Origin of the sequence: Sulfitobacter sp. OXR-159 (assembly GCF_034377145.1) — a bacterium.
Classification (GTDB): Bacteria; Pseudomonadota; Alphaproteobacteria; order Rhodobacterales; family Rhodobacteraceae; genus Sulfitobacter.
Window position 1 is genome coordinate 505,001 of sequence record NZ_CP139707.1, and the last position, 18,715, is coordinate 523,715.

Annotated in this window: 14 protein-coding genes and 2 rRNA genes (1 of these 16 only partly in view); 15 read left to right on the top strand and 1 reads right to left on the bottom strand. The window is 58.6% G+C overall.

What is annotated here, in order from left to right:
- The 13 genes from T8A63_RS02435 to T8A63_RS02495 form a co-directional block, all read left to right on the top strand.
- Positions 1-1,606: ribosomal RNA gene (locus tag T8A63_RS02435) — 23S ribosomal RNA — on the top strand; it begins 1,298 nt to the left of the window's first position.
- Between the two features lie 145 nt (positions 1,607-1,751).
- Positions 1,752-1,866 (top strand): 5S ribosomal RNA (gene rrf, locus T8A63_RS02440).
- A 197-nt stretch (positions 1,867-2,063) separates the two neighbouring features.
- Entirely contained in the window at positions 2,064-2,672 is a 609-nt protein-coding gene (locus T8A63_RS02445; protein WP_322344900.1) for a hypothetical protein, read from the top strand.
- Between the two features lie 76 nt (positions 2,673-2,748).
- The gene (secE, locus tag T8A63_RS02450) at positions 2,749-2,946 is read left to right on the top strand and encodes a preprotein translocase subunit SecE (protein ID WP_007118815.1); all 198 of its coding nucleotides are present in this window, start codon (positions 2,749-2,751) and stop codon (positions 2,944-2,946) included.
- A 208-nt stretch (positions 2,947-3,154) separates the two neighbouring features.
- A complete protein-coding gene (gene nusG / locus T8A63_RS02455) occupies positions 3,155-3,688 on the top strand; it encodes a transcription termination/antitermination protein NusG (protein WP_007118816.1) in 534 nt (177 codons plus the stop codon).
- 146 nt (positions 3,689-3,834) lie between these two features.
- The gene (rplK, locus tag T8A63_RS02460; RefSeq protein WP_067622128.1) at positions 3,835-4,260 is read left to right on the top strand and encodes a 50S ribosomal protein L11; all 426 of its coding nucleotides are present in this window, start codon (positions 3,835-3,837) and stop codon (positions 4,258-4,260) included.
- 1 nt (position 4,261) lies between these two features.
- On the top strand, positions 4,262-4,960 hold the full coding sequence (gene rplA, locus T8A63_RS02465; protein WP_322344901.1) for a 50S ribosomal protein L1: 699 nt from the start codon (positions 4,262-4,264) through the stop codon (positions 4,958-4,960).
- Between the two features lie 273 nt (positions 4,961-5,233).
- On the top strand, positions 5,234-5,749 hold the full coding sequence (gene rplJ / locus T8A63_RS02470; protein WP_007118819.1) for a 50S ribosomal protein L10: 516 nt from the start codon (positions 5,234-5,236) through the stop codon (positions 5,747-5,749).
- A gap of 74 nt (positions 5,750-5,823) precedes the next feature.
- On the top strand, positions 5,824-6,195 hold the full coding sequence (gene rplL, locus T8A63_RS02475; RefSeq protein ID WP_067622135.1) for a 50S ribosomal protein L7/L12: 372 nt from the start codon (positions 5,824-5,826) through the stop codon (positions 6,193-6,195).
- A 243-nt stretch (positions 6,196-6,438) separates the two neighbouring features.
- A complete protein-coding gene (gene rpoB / locus T8A63_RS02480; protein WP_322344902.1) occupies positions 6,439-10,575 on the top strand; it encodes a DNA-directed RNA polymerase subunit beta in 4,137 nt (1,378 codons plus the stop codon).
- A 95-nt stretch (positions 10,576-10,670) separates the two neighbouring features.
- Positions 10,671-14,921: a DNA-directed RNA polymerase subunit beta' gene (gene rpoC / locus T8A63_RS02485; RefSeq protein ID WP_322344903.1), complete on the top strand. Its 4,251-nt coding sequence runs from the start codon at positions 10,671-10,673 to the stop codon at positions 14,919-14,921.
- Between the two features lie 185 nt (positions 14,922-15,106).
- Complete coding sequence (locus tag T8A63_RS02490) at positions 15,107-15,511, top strand: response regulator (protein ID WP_300057264.1); 405 nt, start codon at positions 15,107-15,109, stop codon at positions 15,509-15,511.
- A gap of 173 nt (positions 15,512-15,684) precedes the next feature.
- On the top strand, positions 15,685-16,572 hold the full coding sequence (locus T8A63_RS02495; RefSeq protein WP_067622148.1) for a DMT family transporter: 888 nt from the start codon (positions 15,685-15,687) through the stop codon (positions 16,570-16,572).
- On the opposite strand, the gene T8A63_RS02500 is transcribed toward T8A63_RS02495, so the two are convergent.
- Positions 16,545-17,348 carry a putative rhamnosyl transferase gene (locus T8A63_RS02500; protein ID WP_322344904.1) on the bottom strand — a complete coding sequence of 268 codons (804 nt, stop codon included), beginning with the start codon at positions 17,346-17,348 and terminating at the stop codon, positions 16,545-16,547. The two genes, T8A63_RS02495 and T8A63_RS02500, sit on opposite strands and share 28 nt — an antisense overlap.
- 398 nt (positions 17,349-17,746) lie before the next feature.
- Between T8A63_RS02500 and rpsL the strand changes: the two genes are divergently transcribed.
- Both rpsL and rpsG read left to right on the top strand, forming a co-directional pair.
- Positions 17,747-18,118, top strand: coding sequence for a 30S ribosomal protein S12 (gene rpsL / locus T8A63_RS02505; RefSeq protein ID WP_007118826.1), 372 nt, complete (start codon positions 17,747-17,749; stop codon positions 18,116-18,118).
- Between the two features lie 87 nt (positions 18,119-18,205).
- Positions 18,206-18,676 (top strand): 30S ribosomal protein S7, encoded by a 471-nt coding sequence (gene rpsG, locus T8A63_RS02510; protein WP_067267956.1) that lies wholly within the window; start codon positions 18,206-18,208, stop codon positions 18,674-18,676.
- Positions 18,677-18,715 lie beyond the last annotated feature (39 nt).

Here is an 18,715-nt window from a genome sequence, read left to right on the forward strand (position 1 = left end):
CATAGTTCCATGTGTCCTTATCGTCCCTCGGGACGGATTGGACACAAGGAGCTTTCTGTGAAGCTGGCGCGTGAGCGATCCGGTGGAGAGATCACTAGTGAGAATGATGACATGAGTAGCGACAAAGAGTGTGAGAGACACTCTCGCCGAAAGTCCAAGGGTTCCTGCTTAAAGCTAATCTGAGCAGGGTAAGCCGACCCCTAAGGCGAGGCCGAAAGGCGTAGTCGATGGGAACCAGGTTAATATTCCTGGGCCAGATGGAAGTGACGGATCTCGAGGGTAGTTCATCCTTATCGGATTGAATGGGCTGCTTAGAGGTCCCTGGAAATAGCTCCATCGCTAGATCGTACCCTAAACCGACACAGGTGGACAGGTAGAGAATACCAAGGCGCTTGAGAGAACTATGTTGAAGGAACTCGGCAAAATACCTCCGTAAGTTCGCGAGAAGGAGGCCCGGTTCCTAGGCAACTAGGGGCTGGGGGCACAAACCAGGGGGTGGCGACTGTTTATTAAAAACACAGGGCTCTGCGAAGTCGCAAGACGACGTATAGGGTCTGACGCCTGCCCGGTGCCTGAAGGTTAAAAGGAGGGGTGAGAGCTCTGAATTGAAGCCCAGGTAAACGGCGGCCGTAACTATAACGGTCCTAAGGTAGCGAAATTCCTTGTCGGGTAAGTTCCGACCTGCACGAATGGCGTAACGACTTCCCCGCTGTCTCCAACATAGACTCAGCGAAATTGAATTACCGGTCAAGATGCCGGTTACCCGCGGTTAGACGGAAAGACCCCGTGCACCTTTACTACAGCTTCACACTGGCATTAGGCCGAACATGTGCAGGATAGGTGGTGGGCTTTGAAACCGAGACGCCAGTCTCGGTGGAGCCTCCCTTGAGATACCACCCTTGTTCTGCTTGATGTCTAACCGCGGACCGTTATCCGGTTCCGGGACCCTGTGTGGCGGGTAGTTTGACTGGGGCGGTCGCCTCCTAAATCGTAACGGAGGCGCGCGAAGGTTGGCTCAGAGCGGTCGGAAATCGCTCGTTGAGTGCAATGGCAGAAGCCAGCCTGACTGCGAGACTGACAAGTCGAGCAGAGTCGAAAGACGGCCATAGTGATCCGGTGGTCCCAAGTGGGAGGGCCATCGCTCAACGGATAAAAGGTACGCCGGGGATAACAGGCTGATACTGCCCAAGAGTCCATATCGACGGCAGTGTTTGGCACCTCGATGTCGGCTCATCTCATCCTGGGGCTGGAGCAGGTCCCAAGGGTACGGCTGTTCGCCGTTTAAAGAGGTACGTGAGCTGGGTTTAGAACGTCGTGAGACAGTTCGGTCCCTATCTTCCGTGGGTGTAGGATACTTGAGAGGAGTTGCCCCTAGTACGAGAGGACCGGGGTGAACGATCCACTGGTGGACCAGTTGTTATGCCAATAGCAGTGCTGGGTAGCTATGATCGGACAGGATAACCGCTGAAGGCATCTAAGCGGGAAGCCCCCCTCAAAACAAGGTATCCCTGAGAGCCGAGGTAGACCACCTCGTCGATAGGCCAGAGATGTAAGCGTGGTAACACGTTCAGTTGACTGGTACTAATTGCTCGATAGGCTTGATTTGATCCAGTAGAAGCAAGACTTCAACTTATCAATCAAAAGCATACACATACAATCAGTGGTACATGACTTGGACAAACAACGCTCAGCGCTGCAGTGGTGACCCCGTCGCTCTGCTGCGCAGAGCGCTTTTTCAGGAATTTATTTGGTTTGGTGATCATAGCGCGAGCAAAACACCTGGTCCCATCCCGAACCCAGCCGTTAAGTGCCGTAGCGCCGATGGTACTGCGTCTTAAGACGTGGGAGAGTAGGTCATCGCCAAACCTAATAAGTTCCTGATAAAAAAAGTATCTCTCAACGATGAGAAAAATAACAAAACCGCCGCAGCTATAAAGCTGCGGCGGTTTTGGGTTTGGGGGGGGGGCGCAAAACCACTATGCCCAAGAACTGTCCATTTTCCGCCCTGCAGGGGGCGCAATAGATCGGTAACTCTTTCGCAACTGTCTAAAGAGATCGATAAGATGACCCCCACAGATAAGGTTGCCCCTTCGTCAGCATCTGAATTGGACCCCACCGCGCTTTCTGCGATCCGAAACGTGATGGCGGAGGGGCATGCGGGCACCGGGATGGACACACCGGAGCCTCCCGCTAAACATCGGCGGTCCGGACGCAATGCCTTTCCCGAGCTGCCGGAGCCGGAGGTTGCCAAAGGCAAATCCGCAAGACGTTTGCCGCTCAAGATGCCCAAGAAACGACCGTCGCCTCGGGCGGTTATGCTGAGCCTGCTTGCGCTCGCAGTAATTATGCGGCCTTGGTTAGTACTGGGCGTGGTTTTCATCGCGGTGTTCGTCTCGCTGGGGGTCTTTCTCGCCCTTGGTTATGACGGGTTTTGGGGGCGCGCACTGGCGCTTGGGCGCTGGTATGCCGCGCGGCGGCCGGAGCGGGCGGCGGCGCTTCATGCACGTCTGGATGCATTCGCGATGAAATGGGATGCGGTGCTTGATCGCTTTCCCGAAGGGATGGTCGACGGGCTTTATCTGCCGGACTTTGGCGAGATGGCAGCGGCTGAGACCCGCCATGACGAAGCCCTCGATCGCCGATTTGATAGTCTGCGCAACTCCGAAGCCTAGGCTGCACGCGATGGTGTCTTGAAACTAGGGGGCGGACCCGTTACATCCGCCCAATCGGGCAACAAGGAAAGATGTCATGGCCACCACCAATCCGCTTCAGTTCATCCAGCAGGTTCGTACCGAAGTTGCCAAGGTTGTTTGGCCGACCAAGCGCGAAGTGATGCTGACCACTGTGATGGTCTTTATCCTCGCCGCGCTGACGGCGGTTTTCTTTGCGATCGTAGACATCCTGATCCGCGGCGGTCTGCAGCAGATCCTTGGGATGTTCGGCTAAGCATCGCCCGCTCGGGTGAATTTATCTTTACACCCTTGAAACCTGCGTCTGCGCGGGCTATTGCGCAGACCTGACCTGAAAAGGGGCGTGCGGCGATTCGAGTTGCGCGCCGATTTTTTGTTCAGATGTTGCGGGGCCGAGGCTCCGTGTGATTGACGAATTTACATGCCGGGGCAGCCCGCATGGCAAGACAGGGACCAGAGTTCAGATGGCAAAACGGTGGTATTCGGTCAGTGTCCTGTCGAACTTCGAAAAGAAGATTGCCGAGCAGATCCGCGCATCCGTGGCCGAGCAGGAACTTGAAGACCAGATTGACGAAGTGCTGGTGCCCACCGAAGAGGTGATCGAGGTCCGGCGCGGCAAGAAGGTGACAACCGAGCGTCGCTTCATGCCCGGCTATGTGCTGGTGCATATGGAAATGTCCGACGCGGGCTATCACTTGATCAACTCGATCAACCGCGTCACCGGTTTCTTGGGCCCGCAAGGCCGCCCGATGCCGATGCGCGATGCCGAGGTTCAGGCGATCTTGGGTCGCGTGCAGGAAGGCGAAGAAGCCCCACGCACGCTGATCCACTTCGAGATCGGCGAGAAGGTCAAGGTTGCCGACGGTCCATTCGAGGACTTCGACGGCATGATCGAAGAGGTCGACGAAGATAACCAGCGCCTCAAGGTGTCGGTCTCGATCTTTGGCCGGGAAACCCCGGTCGAATTGGAATTCACGCAGGTCAACAAGCAGATCTGAGTGTAAGGCGGGCTCAGGTCCGCCATCCCGGCGCCTCAACGGTGTCGGTCATTGTGGGAGGCAAGTGCGCCGCGGCGCCCAACCCGGACCACGCAACGAAGATCCCGCGGGGCGCGCCCCAAGGGTGTTGAAAGGAGAATGGTCAGATGGCCAAGAAACTCGTCGGTACGATGAAGTTGCAAGTTAAAGCGGGTCAAGCAAACCCGTCCCCGCCCGTGGGTCCAGCCCTCGGTCAGCGCGGCATCAACATCATGGAATTCTGTAAGGCGTTCAATGCCAAGACCGCAGACATGGAGCCGGGCGCACCGTGCCCCACCGTGATCAGCTACTATCAGGACAAGTCCTTCACCATGGACATCAAGACGCCCCCGGCGTCCTACTACCTGAAAAAAGCTGCCAAGGTGAACTCTGGCGCGAAAACGCCGAGCCGTGAAACCGTTGGTACCGTGACCACCAAGCAACTGCGCGAGATCGCAGAAGCAAAAGCTGCCGACCTGTCCGCGAACGACGTGGAAGCGGCGATGAAGATCATCCTGGGCTCTGCCCGGTCCATGGGCATCGAGGTGAAGTAAGATGGCAAAACTTGGTAAACGCACCCGCGCCGCCCGTGAAGCCTTTGCTGGCAAAGAGGACCTGTCCGTTGAAGAAGCGGTAAGCCTCATCAAAGCAAACGCCAACGCAAAGTTCGACGAAACCATCGAGATCGCGATGAACCTCGGTGTTGACCCACGCCACGCTGACCAGATGGTCCGCGGTGTTGTCGGCCTGCCCAACGGCACCGGCAAAACCATGCGCGTTGCTGTCTTCGCCCGTGGCGCGAAAGCTGAAGAAGCCGAAAAGGCTGGCGCAGATATCGTTGGCGCAGAAGACCTGATGGAATCCGTGCAGTCCGGCAAGATCGACTTTGATCGTTGCATCGCGACACCCGACATGATGCCGATCGTTGGCCGTCTGGGTAAAGTGCTTGGCCCCCGTAACCTGATGCCGAACCCCAAGGTTGGCACCGTGACCATGGATGTCGCCGACGCCGTGAAAGCGGCCAAGGGCGGTGAAGTTCAGTTCAAGGCCGAAAAGGGCGGTGTCGTCCACGCAGGCGTTGGCAAACTGTCCTTCGACGAAGCCAAGCTGGCCGAAAACATCCGTGCCTTTGTTGGCGCGGTGTCCAAAGCCAAGCCGGCCGGTGCCAAAGGCACATATATGAAAAAGATCAACCTGAGCTCCACAATGGGCCCAGGCGTGTCGGTCGCTGTCGAGAACGCAACCGCCGAGTGATCCAGTGGGGTGGGGGCCAGCCTCCCACCTTACGACCCGAGATTTGGCGGCTTCGGCCGTCAGATACGCAAGGACCAAAAGATCGGTCCGCGCGTCTGTCCGAGACGGAGGGTTTGGGCCATGGCCTGAATAATTCCTTCCTGAGATGGGAAACCGGAAAAATTCTGCCCTCGGGCGGTTTTGGCCGGGACCCTGACATTGGACCCGAATGGGATGCAGAAGACCGCATCCTGAACTGAGCCGGGGGGCAACCCCCAAATTTGGAGTGAAACTGTGGATAGAGCACAAAAAGAACAGCTGGTCGACGAACTCGGCCAGATCTTTGAAAGCTCTGGCGTCGTTGTGGTTAGCCACTACGTCGGTTTGACAGTTGCCGAAATGCAGGACCTTCGGGCGCGCGCACGCGCTGCCGGTGGGGCCGTGCGTGTTGCCAAAAACAGGCTCGCCAAGATCGCCCTTGAGGGCAAGCCATGCGAAAGCATCGCTGACCTTCTGACGGGTATGACCGTTCTGACCTATTCTGAGGATCCTGTGGCTGCGGCCAAGGTTGCTCAGGAATTCTCCAAGGAAAACCCGAAGCTGGTGATCCTCGGTGGTTCCATGGGTGAGAACGCGTTGGACGCCGCTGGTGTCGAAGCCGTGTCGAAAATGCCTTCGCGGGAGGAGCTTATCTCCACCATCGCGGGCATGCTCGGCGCACCTGCTTCGAACATCGCCGGGGCCATTGGCGCACCTGCAAGCAACATCGCATCCATCTTGTCCACGATCGAGGACAAGGCGGCTGCGTAAGGCATATCGTCAAGCCGGCGCTCGGGTTGAACACGCGCGTTGGAACACACATATCGTAACGGAAAGAGCTAAACATGGCTGATCTGAAAAAACTGGCAGAAGACATCGTTGGTCTGACTCTGCTTGAAGCACAAGAACTGAAAACCATCCTCAAAGACGAGTACGGCATCGAGCCCGCCGCTGGCGGCGCAGTGATGATGGCTGGTCCTGCTGATGGCGGCGCTGCCGAAGAAGAAAAGACAGAATTTGACGTCGTTCTGAAGAACGCCGGCGCATCCAAGATCAACGTGATCAAGGAAGTCCGCGGCATCACAGGTCTCGGCCTGAAAGAAGCCAAAGACCTGGTCGAAGCCGGTGGCAAGATCAAAGAAGGCGTCGACAAAGCCGAAGCCGAAGACATCAAAGGCAAGCTGGAAGCAGCTGGCGCCGAAGTCGAGCTGGCCTAAGCCAGAGGTGCGCGGCAACGTGCACCACGCATGAACAAGGGCTGGACGGGAGTTTTCCTGTCCAGCCTGACCTGTTTTGACGAATGTTCTAGCTCAGAGCATTTCTCTGGAGAGGTCCATGGTCGGAAGGGATGCAGTGGGACGCATTCCAAGAATTGACCCGGATTTTCCGCTCTTATGGGCGCGCACCACGGCCCCGGTGGTTGATGCGCTCGGCAAGAGACACGAAAGGTGACACGACACATGGCACAATCCTTCCTTGGCCAGAAACGTCTGCGTAAATATTACGGCAAAATCCGCGAAGTGCTGGAGATGCCGAACCTCATCGAGGTTCAGAAATCCTCTTACGATCTGTTCTTGAATTCCGGCGACGCCGAGACCCCCACCGCTGGTGAAGGTATCACAGGCGTTTTCCAGTCGGTTTTCCCGATCAAAGATTTCAATGAGACTTCCGTGCTTGAATACGTTAAGTACGAGCTCGAAAAGCCGAAATACGATGTTGAGGAATGTCAGCAGCGTGACATGACCTACAGCGCGCCACTCAAGGTGACGCTGCGCCTCATCGTGTTTGATGTGGACGAAGACACCGGCGCCAAGTCGGTCAAAGACATCAAAGAACAAGACGTGTTCATGGGCGACATGCCCCTGATGACGCCGAACGGCACTTTCGTCGTGAACGGCACCGAGCGTGTGATCGTATCCCAGATGCACCGCTCCCCGGGCGTGTTCTTTGACCACGACAAGGGCAAAACCCACTCGTCGGGCAAGCTCCTCTTCGCTTGCCGCATCATCCCCTACCGCGGTTCCTGGCTGGACTTCGAATTCGACGCCAAAGACATCGTCTTTGCCCGGATCGACCGCCGCCGCAAACTGCCTGTGACGACCTTGCTCTATGCCCTCGGGCTGGACCAAGAGGCGATCATGAACGCCTATTATAACACGGTCACCTACACGCTGGAGAAGAACAAGGGCTGGGTTGCACCCTTCTTCCCCGACCGCGTGCGCGGCACCCGTCCGACCTATGATCTGGTGGATGCAGCGACAGGTGAAATCCTGTTCGAAGCGACCAAAAAGGTCACGCCTCGCGCCGTCAAAAAACTGCTCGACGAAGGCAAGGTCAAAGACCTCCTGCTGCCTTTCGATCACATCGTTGGCAAGTTCGTCGCGCGTGACATCATCAACGAGGAAACCGGCGCGATCTACGTCGAAGCCGGTGACGAGTTGACGCTGGAATACGACAAAGACGGCACCCTGATCGGCGGCACCGCGAAAGAGCTGATCGACGCGGGCATCACCGAGATTCCGTTGCTGGATATCGACAACGTCAATGTCGGCCCCTACATGCGCAACACCATGGCGATGGACAAGAACATGAACCGCGACACCGCGCTCATGGACATCTACCGCGTCATGCGTCCGGGCGAACCGCCCACCGTCGAGGCCGCGTCTGCGCTCTTCGACACGTTGTTCTTTGATAGCGAACGCTATGACCTCTCGGCCGTTGGCCGCGTGAAAATGAACATGCGTCTGGCACTCGACAAGCCCGACACACAGCGCACGCTGGACCGTGACGACATCGTCGCTTGTATCAAAGCGCTGGTTGACCTCCGCGATGGCCGTGGCGACATCGACGACATTGACCACCTCGGCAACCGTCGTGTGCGTTCCGTCGGCGAATTGATGGAAAACCAGTACCGCGTTGGCCTGCTGCGCATGGAGCGTGCGATCAAAGAGCGGATGTCCTCCGTCGAGATCGACACGGTGATGCCGCAAGACCTGATCAACGCTAAGCCAGCCGCGGCTGCGGTGCGTGAATTCTTCGGCTCATCGCAGCTGTCGCAGTTTATGGACCAAACCAACCCGCTGTCCGAAGTGACGCACAAGCGTCGCCTCTCGGCGCTTGGGCCTGGCGGTTTGACACGTGAGCGTGCGGGCTTTGAAGTCCGCGACGTTCACCCGACCCACTATGGTCGGATGTGCCCGATTGAAACGCCGGAAGGGCCGAACATTGGTCTGATCAACTCGCTGGCCACTTTTGCCCGCGTGAACAAATACGGCTTCATCGAAACGCCTTACCGCGTTGTCAAAGACAGCACCGTCACCGACGAAGTGCACTACATGTCCGCGACCGAGGAAATGCGCCACACCGTGGCTCAGGCGAACGCCAACCTCGACGAGAACATGAAGTTCGTCAACGAACTGGTCTCGACCCGTCAGTCCGGTGACTACACGTTGGCCCCGACGGAAAACGTGGACCTGATCGACGTTTCGCCCAAACAGTTGGTCTCGGTCGCTGCTTCGTTGATCCCGTTCCTCGAAAACGACGACGCCAACCGCGCTCTCATGGGCTCGAACATGCAACGTCAGGCCGTACCGCTTCTGCAAGCCGAGGCGCCGCTTGTCGGCACCGGCATCGAAGAAGTGGTGGCACGCGACTCTGGCGCCGCCTACACGGCCCGCCGCGCGGGTATCATCGACCAAGTCGATGCGTCGCGTATCGTGATCCGGGCCACCGAAGACCTTGAGCTGGGCGACGCGGGTGTGGACATCTACCGCATGCGCAAGTTCCAGCGCTCGAACCAGAACACCTGCATCAACCAGCGTCCGCTGGTGAAGGTGGGCGAGAAGGTCACCAAGGGGCAGGTCATCGCGGATGGTCCGTCCACCGACATGGGGGAACTGGCGCTCGGTAAGAACGTCGTCGTCGCCTTCATGCCGTGGAATGGCTACAACTACGAAGACTCCATCCTGATCTCCGAGCGGATTTCCCGTGACGACGTCTTCACCTCGATCCACATTGAGGAATTCGAAGTCGCCGCGCGTGACACGAAGCTTGGGCCGGAAGAGATCACCCGCGACATCCCCAACGTCGGCGAGGAAGCTCTGCGCAACCTCGACGAAGCCGGTATCGTGTACATCGGTGCGGACGTAGAGCCGGGCGACATCCTTGTGGGTAAGATCACCCCGAAGGGCGAAAGCCCGATGACGCCGGAAGAAAAGCTTCTGCGTGCCATCTTCGGTGAGAAAGCCTCTGACGTGCGCGACACTTCGTTGCGTGTGAAGCCGGGCGATTTCGGCACGGTTGTCGAAGTGCGTGTCTTCAACCGTCACGGCGTTGAGAAAGACGAGCGTGCGCTGCAGATCGAGCGTGAGGAAGTCGAACGTCTGGCCCGTGACCGGGACGACGAGCTGGCGATCCTTGACCGCAACATCTACGCGCGTCTCAAGGATATGATCCTTGGCAAAATCGCCGTCAAAGGCCCCAAAGGTGTGAAGGCGAACAGCCAGATCACCGAGGAACTGCTGGAAACACTGACCCGTGGTCAGTGGTGGCAGCTGGCTCTTGAGGACGAGGATGACGCGAAGATCGTCGAAGCCCTGAACGAGCAGTATGAAATCCAGAAACGGACCTTGGATGCACGTTTCGAGGACAAGGTCGAGAAAGTACGCCGTGGTGACGATCTGCCCCCGGGTGTGATGAAGATGGTAAAAGTCTTTGTCGCGGTGAAGCGTAAGCTGCAGCCGGGTGACAAGATGGCCGGTCGTCACGGGAACAAGGGTGTGATCTCGAAAGTGGTGCCGATGGAGGACATGCCGTTCCTCGCCGATGGTACCCCGGTCGACTTCTGTCTTAACCCTTTGGGCGTGCCTAGCCGGATGAACGTTGGTCAGATTCTTGAGACGCATATGGGTTGGGCCGCACGCGGTCTGGGCCTGAATGTCGACGAGGCGCTGCAAGAGTACCGCCGTTCGGGTGATCTGACCCCAGTTCGCGAAGCGCTGAGCTTGGCTTATGGCGATGATGTCTACGAAGAAGGCATCAGCGGCATGGATGAAGACACGCTGCTCGAAGCGGCTGGCAACGTGCGCCGCGGCGTGCCAATCGCCACGCCGGTCTTTGACGGTGCCAAGGAAGCGGACGTGAACGACAGCCTCAAGCGGGCCGGGTTCGACACCTCCGGTCAGTCGGTGCTGTTCGATGGTCGTACAGGTGAGCAGTTTGCCCGCCCCGTGACTGTCGGCGTCAAGTACCTGCTCAAGCTGCACCACCTGGTGGACGACAAAATCCACGCACGTTCGACAGGGCCGTACTCCCTCGTCACACAGCAGCCGCTGGGTGGTAAGGCACAGTTCGGTGGCCAGCGCTTTGGTGAGATGGAAGTCTGGGCTCTCGAAGCTTACGGCGCCGCTTACACATTGCAGGAAATGCTGACCGTCAAGTCGGACGACGTCGCGGGCCGGACCAAGGTCTATGAAAGCATCGTCAAGGGCGAGGATAACTTCGAAGCGGGCATTCCAGAGAGCTTTAACGTTCTCGTTAAAGAAGTGCGCGGCCTCGGCCTGAATATGGAACTCCTGGATGCGGAGGAGGATGAGTGACGCGGTAAACGGGATTTTTTAAAAATCCCGGCCCGTTTTCTTCGAAAGAAAACGGGTCCGGTCCCTCCCAACGCACCCCTTTCAAGGATTTGAAAATGAACCAGGAACTGACAAACAACCCGTTCAACCCGCTGACGCCGCAAAAAGCGTTTGACGAAATCAAGGTCTCTTTGGCCTCGCCCGAGCGGATCCTCAGCTGGTCCTTCGGTGAGATCAAAAAGCCGGAAACCATCAACTACCGGACGTTTAAGCCCGAGCGTGACGGCCTGTTCTGCGCGCGTATCTTTGGCCCGATCAAAGACTACGAATGCCTTTGCGGCAAATATAAGCGGATGAAGTATCGCGGCGTTGTCTGCGAGAAATGCGGTGTCGAAGTGACGCTGCAAAAGGTCCGCCGTGAGCGTATGGGCCACATCGAACTGGCGTCGCCCGTGGCGCATATCTGGTTCCTCAAGTCGCTGCCCTCGCGCATCGGCCTGATGCTGGACATGACCCTGCGCGATCTGGAACGTGTTCTCTACTTTGAGAACTACGTCGTGATCGAGCCGGGCCTTACCGATCTTCAATACGGTCAGATGATGACCGAAGAAGAGTACATGGATGCCCAAGACGCCTATGGCATGGACGCTTTCACCGCCAACATCGGTGCCGAAGCGATCCGTGAGATGCTGGCCGCCATTGATCTGGAAGCCGAAGCCGAGACCCTGCGCGCCGATCTGAAAGAGGCGACAGGCGAGCTGAAGCCCAAGAAGATCATCAAGCGTCTGAAAGTGGTTGAGTCCTTCCTCGAGTCGGGCAACCGTCCTGAGTGGATGGTCATGACCGTGATCCCGGTGATCCCGCCAGAACTGCGCCCGCTGGTGCCGCTGGACGGTGGCCGTTTCGCGACCTCTGACCTCAACGACCTGTACCGCCGCGTGATCAACCGGAACAACCGTTTGAAGCGTCTCATTGAGCTGCGCGCACCTGACATCATCGTCCGCAACGAAAAGCGGATGTTGCAGGAATCCGTCGACGCTCTGTTCGACAACGGCCGTCGTGGCCGCGTCATCACCGGTGCCAACAAGCGCCCGCTGAAGTCGCTGTCCGACATGCTGAAAGGTAAGCAGGGTCGCTTCCGTCAGAACCTTTTGGGTAAGCGCGTCGACTTCTCGGGCCGTTCGGTCATTGTGACCGGCCCTGAGTTGAAGCTGCACCAATGTGGTCTGCCCAAAAAGATGGCTTTGGAGCTTTTCAAGCCGTTCATCTACTCGCGGCTTGAGGCCAAAGGTCTGTCCTCCACCGTGAAGCAGGCGAAAAAGCTGGTCGAGAAAGAGCGTCCCGAAGTTTGGGACATTCTTGATGAGGTGATCCGTGAGCACCCCGTCATGCTCAACCGCGCGCCGACGCTTCACCGTCTCGGCATTCAGGCGTTTGAGCCCGTGTTGATCGAGGGTAAAGCGATCCAGCTTCACCCGCTCGTCTGCTCGGCCTTCAACGCTGACTTCGACGGTGACCAGATGGCCGTTCACGTGCCGCTCTCGCTGGAAGCCCAGTTGGAAGCACGTGTTCTGATGATGTCCACGAACAACGTTCTGTCGCCTGCAAACGGCGCACCGATCATCGTGCCGTCGCAGGATATGATCTTGGGTCTCTACTACACGACCCTTGAGCGCAAAGGCATGGTTGGCGAAGGCATGGTCTTCGGCTCCGTCGACGAGGTGCAGCACGCCCTCGACGCCGGTGCGGTTCACCTGCACTCGAAAATCAAAGCGCGGATCAAACAGATCGACGCCGAAGGCAACGAAGTGATGATGCGCTTTGACACGACCCCCGGTCGTATCCGTCTTGGGGCGCTTCTGCCACTGAACGCGAAAGCGCCGTTTGACCTCGTCAACCGTCTGCTGCGTAAGAAAGAAGTGCAGCAGGTCATCGACACCGTCTACCGTTATTGCGGTCAGAAAGAGTCGGTTATCTTCTGTGACCAGATCATGACCATGGGTTTCCGCGAAGCTTTCAAAGCGGGCATCTCCTTCGGCAAAGACGACATGCTGATCCCCGACACGAAATGGCCGCTGGTTGAAGAGACCCGCGAGCAGGTGAAGGACTTTGAACAGCAGTATATGGACGGCCTGATCACTCAGGGCGAAAAGTACAACAAAGTCGTCGATGCATGGTCGAAGTGTAACGACAAGGTCACCGAGGCGATGATGGGCTCCATCTCGGCCACTACGTACCACGAGAATGGTTCCGAAAAAGAGCCGAACTCGGTCTACATGATGGCCCACTCCGGTGCTCGTGGCTCGGTCACGCAGATGAAACAGCTGGGCGGGATGCGCGGCCTGATGGCGAAGCCGAATGGCGACATCATCGAAACGCCGATCATCTCGAACTTTAAAGAAGGTCTGACCGTTCTTGAGTACTTCAACTCGACACACGGTGCGCGGAAAGGTCTGTCGGATACCGCTCTGAAAACAGCGAACTCCGGTTACCTGACACGCCGTCTGGTGGACGTAGCCCAGGACTGCATCGTGCGTGAGCATGACTGCGGGACCGAAACTGCGATCACTGCCGAAGCGGCTGTCAACGATGGTGAGGTTGTCTCCTCGCTGGCCGAGCGTCTGCTGGGCCGTGTTGCGGCGGATGACATTCTGGTGCCCGGCACCGAGGATGTTCTGGTGCCCGCAGGTTCGTTGATCGACGAGCGCATGTCGGATGCCATCGACGAAGCCGGGGTGCAGTCCGCACGGATCCGCAGCCCGCTGACCTGTGATGCCGAAGAGGGTGTCTGCGCCATGTGCTATGGCCGTGACCTTGCACGCGGTACGCTGGTTAACCAAGGTGAGGCCGTCGGCATCATCGCGGCCCAGTCGATCGGTGAACCCGGTACTCAGCTGACGATGCGGACCTTCCACATCGGCGGCGTTGCTCAGGGTGGTCAGCAGTCCTTCCTCGAGGCCAGCCAGTCCGGCAAAATCGTGTTCGACAATGCGCAGACGCTTGAAAACAGCGCCGGTGAAATGCTCGTCATGGGCCGGAACATGAAACTGTCGATCGTCGATGAGAACGGCGATGAGCGCGCCAGCCACAAGATCGGCTACGGCACCAAGCTTCACGTCAAGGAAGGCGACAGCGTTGCACGCGGCGACAAGCTGTTCGAATGGGATCCCTACACCCTGCCGATCATCGCCGAAAAACCGGGTATGACCAAATACGTCGACCTTGTTTCGGGCATCGCGGTCAAAGAAGACACCGACGAAGCAACCGGCATGACCCAGAAGATCGTGATCGACTGGCGCGCGGCCCCCAAGGGCAACGAGCTTAAGCCCGAGATCATCTTGGTGGGTGAAGATGGCGAACCCGTCCGCAACGATGCGGGCAACCCGGTGACCTATCCAATGTCGGTAGATGCGGTTCTGTCCGTTGAGGACCAGACCGAGGTTCAGGCCGGTGACATCATCGCGCGTATCCCGCGTGAAGGTGCCAAGACCAAGGACATTACCGGTGGTCTGCCGCGTGTGGCCGAACTCTTTGAGGCACGTCGCCCCAAAGACCACGCCATCATCGCGGAAATCGACGGCTATGTGCGCTTCGGCAAGGACTACAAGAACAAGCGCCGCATCGCGATCGAAAGCTCGGATGATCCGGACGTGAAGGTTGAATACATGGTGCCCAAGGGGAAACACATCCCCGTTGCCGAAGGCGACTTCGTGCAGAAGGGTGACTACATCATGGACGGCAACCCCGCGCCGCACGACATTCTGGCGATCATGGGCGTCGAAGCCTTGGCCGAATACATGATTGACGAAGTGCAGGACGTTTACCGCCTGCAGGGTGTGAAGATTAACGACAAACACATCGAAGTCATCGTGCGTCAGATGCTGCAGAAGTGGGAAATCCAAGAAAGCGGCGACACCACGCTGCTCAAGGGTGAACACGTCGACAAGCAGGAATTCGATCAGGCCAACGAAAAGGCCCTGTCGAAGGGTGGCCGTCCTGCCAAGGGCGAACCGATCCTGCTGGGCATCACCAAGGCGTCGCTGCAGACCCGCAGCTTCATCTCCGCCGCGTCCTTCCAAGAGACAACGCGCGTGCTGACCGAAGCTTCGGTTCAGGGCAAGCGGGACAAGCTGGTCGGTCTGAAAGAGAACGTCATCGTGGGCCGTCTGATCCCGGCGGGCACTGGTGGGGCGACCCAGCAGATGCGCAAAGTGGCGACAGACCGCGACAACGTCGTGATCGAAGCGCGCCGCGAAGAGGCCGAAGCTGCCGCCGCACTGGCAGCACCTGCGGCATCCGCGGATGACGACATCGTCGGTGGTGATGTGTTCAACACGCCGGTCGGTGACGACGAGAGCCGCGATTGATCGCAGGTTTGACCTGAAAATCAGAAGCCCCCGCAGTGAAAGTTGCGGGGGCTTTTTTATGCGCGGTGCCGCAGCCTTGAATGCGCATCGCCAGCGAGATGGCCGGGAATTTGCCGCCGTAGCCTTACATCCGCCACATAGTGGCAATAGGTTTGCGAAAGCTTAACCGTCGTAAGGTTCTTCAGATGACGTCTCGCATTCTACATATCGACGATGATCCGATCATTCTGGAATTGGTAAAGATGATCTTTTCCGACGACAGATCGCTGACCTTTGTCTCCTGCCTGAACGCCCGCGATGCGCTGGCGGTGGTGAATGACCTGAAGCCCGATTTGATCATCAGTGATATCTCCATGCCCGATATGGGTGGTTTGGAATTGGCGCACCGCTTTGGCGAAAACCCCGCCATCGCCGGAACGCCTATTATCTTCCTCAGCGGCCGCACCCGCGATCTTGAGGTTTATGACGCCTTTCGCAATCTGGCCGCGACGGTGATGCAGAAGCCTGTCGAGCCGGGGTTGCTGCGCAGTACGGTTCGGAATCTGTTGGCCAGTCAGCAACAGCCCGTGGCGGAGGCGTCCAACCAGTAAGACCGGGCAACTGCGGCAGGGGCAGACGTCGTACGTAGTCGCCATGCCGCATTTGAGGGGCGCCAAGCGGTGAACCTGCACAGCCCCCCGTTCTTGACAGCTCTGGTGCCCGCTGCCAGTCATTCGGGAGCGGTATCGATATAAGCCGCGCGGTTTATTCCCGGAGCGCTTTCATGTCCCCCAATACCATCGGCGCGCTGCTGATGATCGCCTCGATGGCCTGTTTCACGTTTAACGACACGCTGCTGAAAATGACCGACGGGGCGCTGCCGCTGTTTCAGCTTTTGTTCCTGCGGGGGGTGACGACCTCGGTCCTGATCTTGGCCCTCAGCCGCCAGCTTGGTCGGATTGATTTCCGTCTCCTGCCGCGGGATTGGCAGGTGATTGGCCTGCGCTCGGTGGCCGAGATTGCGGCGGCTTATTTCTTTCTCACCGCGCTGTTCAACATGCCCTTGGCCAATGTCACCGCCATCCTTCAGGTGGTGCCGCTTTCGGTCACGCTGGCGGCGGCATTGGTGTTTCGGCAGGCGGTGGGCTGGCGGCGTTTGGTGGCGATTGGGATCGGTTTCTGCGGTGTCCTGCTGATCGTGAAGCCGGGCGCGGAGGGGTTCAACATATGGTCGATCTACGTCTTGATCGCGGTGCTTTGCGTGACGGTCCGTGACCTGTCGACCCGCGCCTTGTCGCCTGCGGTGCCTTCCATGACCGTCACTTTGGTGACCGCGCTGTCGGTGATGACGGCGGCGGGGTTGGCATCGCTCAGCGGACCATGGGCGCCGGTGACCCCGTCGGTGGCGGCGCTGATCGGCGGCTCCGGGGTCTTTGTTTTGGGCGGCTATTTCTTTTCAATCCAGGTCATGCGGGTCGGCGACATCGGCTTTGTCGCGCCGTTTCGCTATACCGGCCTGCTTTGGGCGCTGCTGCTGGGCTGGACCGTCTTTGGCGAATGGCCGGGAGCCTTGACCCTGACCGGGGCGGGGATCGTCGTGGCCACAGGGGTCTTTACCCTCTACCGCGAGCGGAAGCTGAAGGTTCAGGCCGAGAAGACCCGCCGCACCTGATCGTTGTCGATGGCGAAACGTTCCCGAAACAGCGCTTCGCCTTCGGCGTCTAGCGGCGCGACCTCCACATGCCGCGCAAGCCCTTGGCGCGAATCGTTCGATCCGTTGTGGCTGCGCACGAACATCGCCGCGTCGGGCCGGCTGACGCAGGGCATGAAACGCGGCAGTTTCTCATGGGCGAAGTTCATAATCGTGACCGGGCTGCCGCCCTTCACATACATCGCCAAGGCTGCCACATTGAGGGGGCGGAACACTTCCGCCGCGCGGATGCCGCCCTGCCCGAACTCCGCGATATACCCTTTGGGCCAGTCGAAAGCGACCGAGCGTTGACCCGCCAAAAGCCCCGCGCTGTCCTCAACCGTACGCCGCAGCCGGGCAATGAAATCGACCGAGACCGCATCGTCATCGTCATAGCGGAATTGGAGACAGGGCTCTTTGGGGTTGATCCGCGCGGCGTTCAGCACCTCTTTCATCACCTCGCGGTGCTGGCGGGGCGGCTCGCGGTGGATCACCGCTTGCGGCAGGTCGGCGAGGAGCGATTCGAGGCGGCGTGCGTGGTGGTCCGGGAACTGGTCGCCGATCACGAAGATCATTGAGAAATCCGGGTCTGACTGTGCTTTGAGGCAGGGCAGGGCGACGGCCTCAAACAAGCGGAAGCGCTCCTCAAGCCGGGCGTCGTCATAGAGGTAGGCGATACGTTCCTCGGTGGTGTCGTGCCCCACCTGAAATCCACCAAGGGCGGGGTAAGAAAAACGGCACAGGCCGATGGCTTGCATGGTATTGCCCCTCAAGGAAAACTTCGACGAATATGGCGACAGGGTGCGGCCGCTGGCAAGGGGGGTTAGCAGGGCAGGGGGCGGATGGCGCAGCCAGAGCACGCGATGGCACGCTCTCGGCGGTGCCGGGCCGGGTGGTGCTGTTGACAGCCCCCGCGCAACGCTCTATACGCCCGCTATCTCGGAGGCAGAGGCCGCTCTGCCAGCCCGAACTCATAACTGAAGTGGTCACGATCCGGCCTACTACTGGCCCGATCCTCTGTTAACCCACCGCGTCGTTTTCCTCGGTACGGGAACGTTGCGGTCATTTTGCTTTGTGGACGCATGAAGTAACCGAAATTAGCCGCATGGGGGATCCCCCGTGTACAAAATCTGAGCGATACGGGGATATATCCGGAATGCCAACGATCCAACAGCTGATCCGCAAGCCGCGGCAGCCGAAAGTCAAACGTTCGAAATCCATGCACCTGCAGGAGTGCCCGCAAAAGCGCGGCGTCTGCACACGGGTTTACACAACGACACCCAAAAAGCCGAACTCGGCCATGCGTAAGGTTGCCAAAGTGCGCCTGACAAACGGTTTCGAAGTCATCTCTTACATCCCGGGCGAGAGCCACAACCTTCAGGAACACTCCGTGGTTCTGATCCGCGGCGGTCGTGTAAAAGACCTTCCGGGTGTGCGTTACCACATCCTGCGCGGTGTTCTTGATACGCAGGGCGTTAAAGACCGTAAGCAGCGTCGTTCGAAGTACGGCGCGAAGCGTCCGAAGTAATCTCGCACAGGTGGGGCACGGCCCCGCCTTTCCACCCGATGTTCGGTGGGGCAGCGCCCCACCACCCGCCAAGAGGAAGACACTGACATGTCACGCCGCCACGCCGCTGAAAAACGCGAAGTCCTGCCAGACGCCAAATACGGCGATCTGGTTCTCACAAAATTCATGAACAACCTGATGATCGACGGCAAAAAATCTGTCGCCGAGCGTATCGTCTACAACGCGATGACCCGCGTCGAAGACAAGATCAAACGCGCCCCGATCGAAGTGTTCCACGAAGCGCTTGAAAACATCCAACCGTCGGTCGAAGTTCGTTCGCGTCGCGTTGGTGGTGCCACCTATCAGGTCCCAGTCGAAGTGCGCCCCGAGCGTCGTCAGGCGCTGGCGATCCGCTGGTTGATCAAAGCCGCCCGTGCGCGTAACGAAAACACCATGGAAGAGCGCCTTGCAGGCGAGCTGCTGGACGCCGTTCAGTCCCGTGGTACCGCTGTTAAAAAGCGCGAAGATACGCACAAGATGGCCGACGCGAACAAAGCGTTCAGCCACTACCGCTGGTAATTTCAACGTCGCGCCCGGTTTCGGGCGCGATCTGTTCGT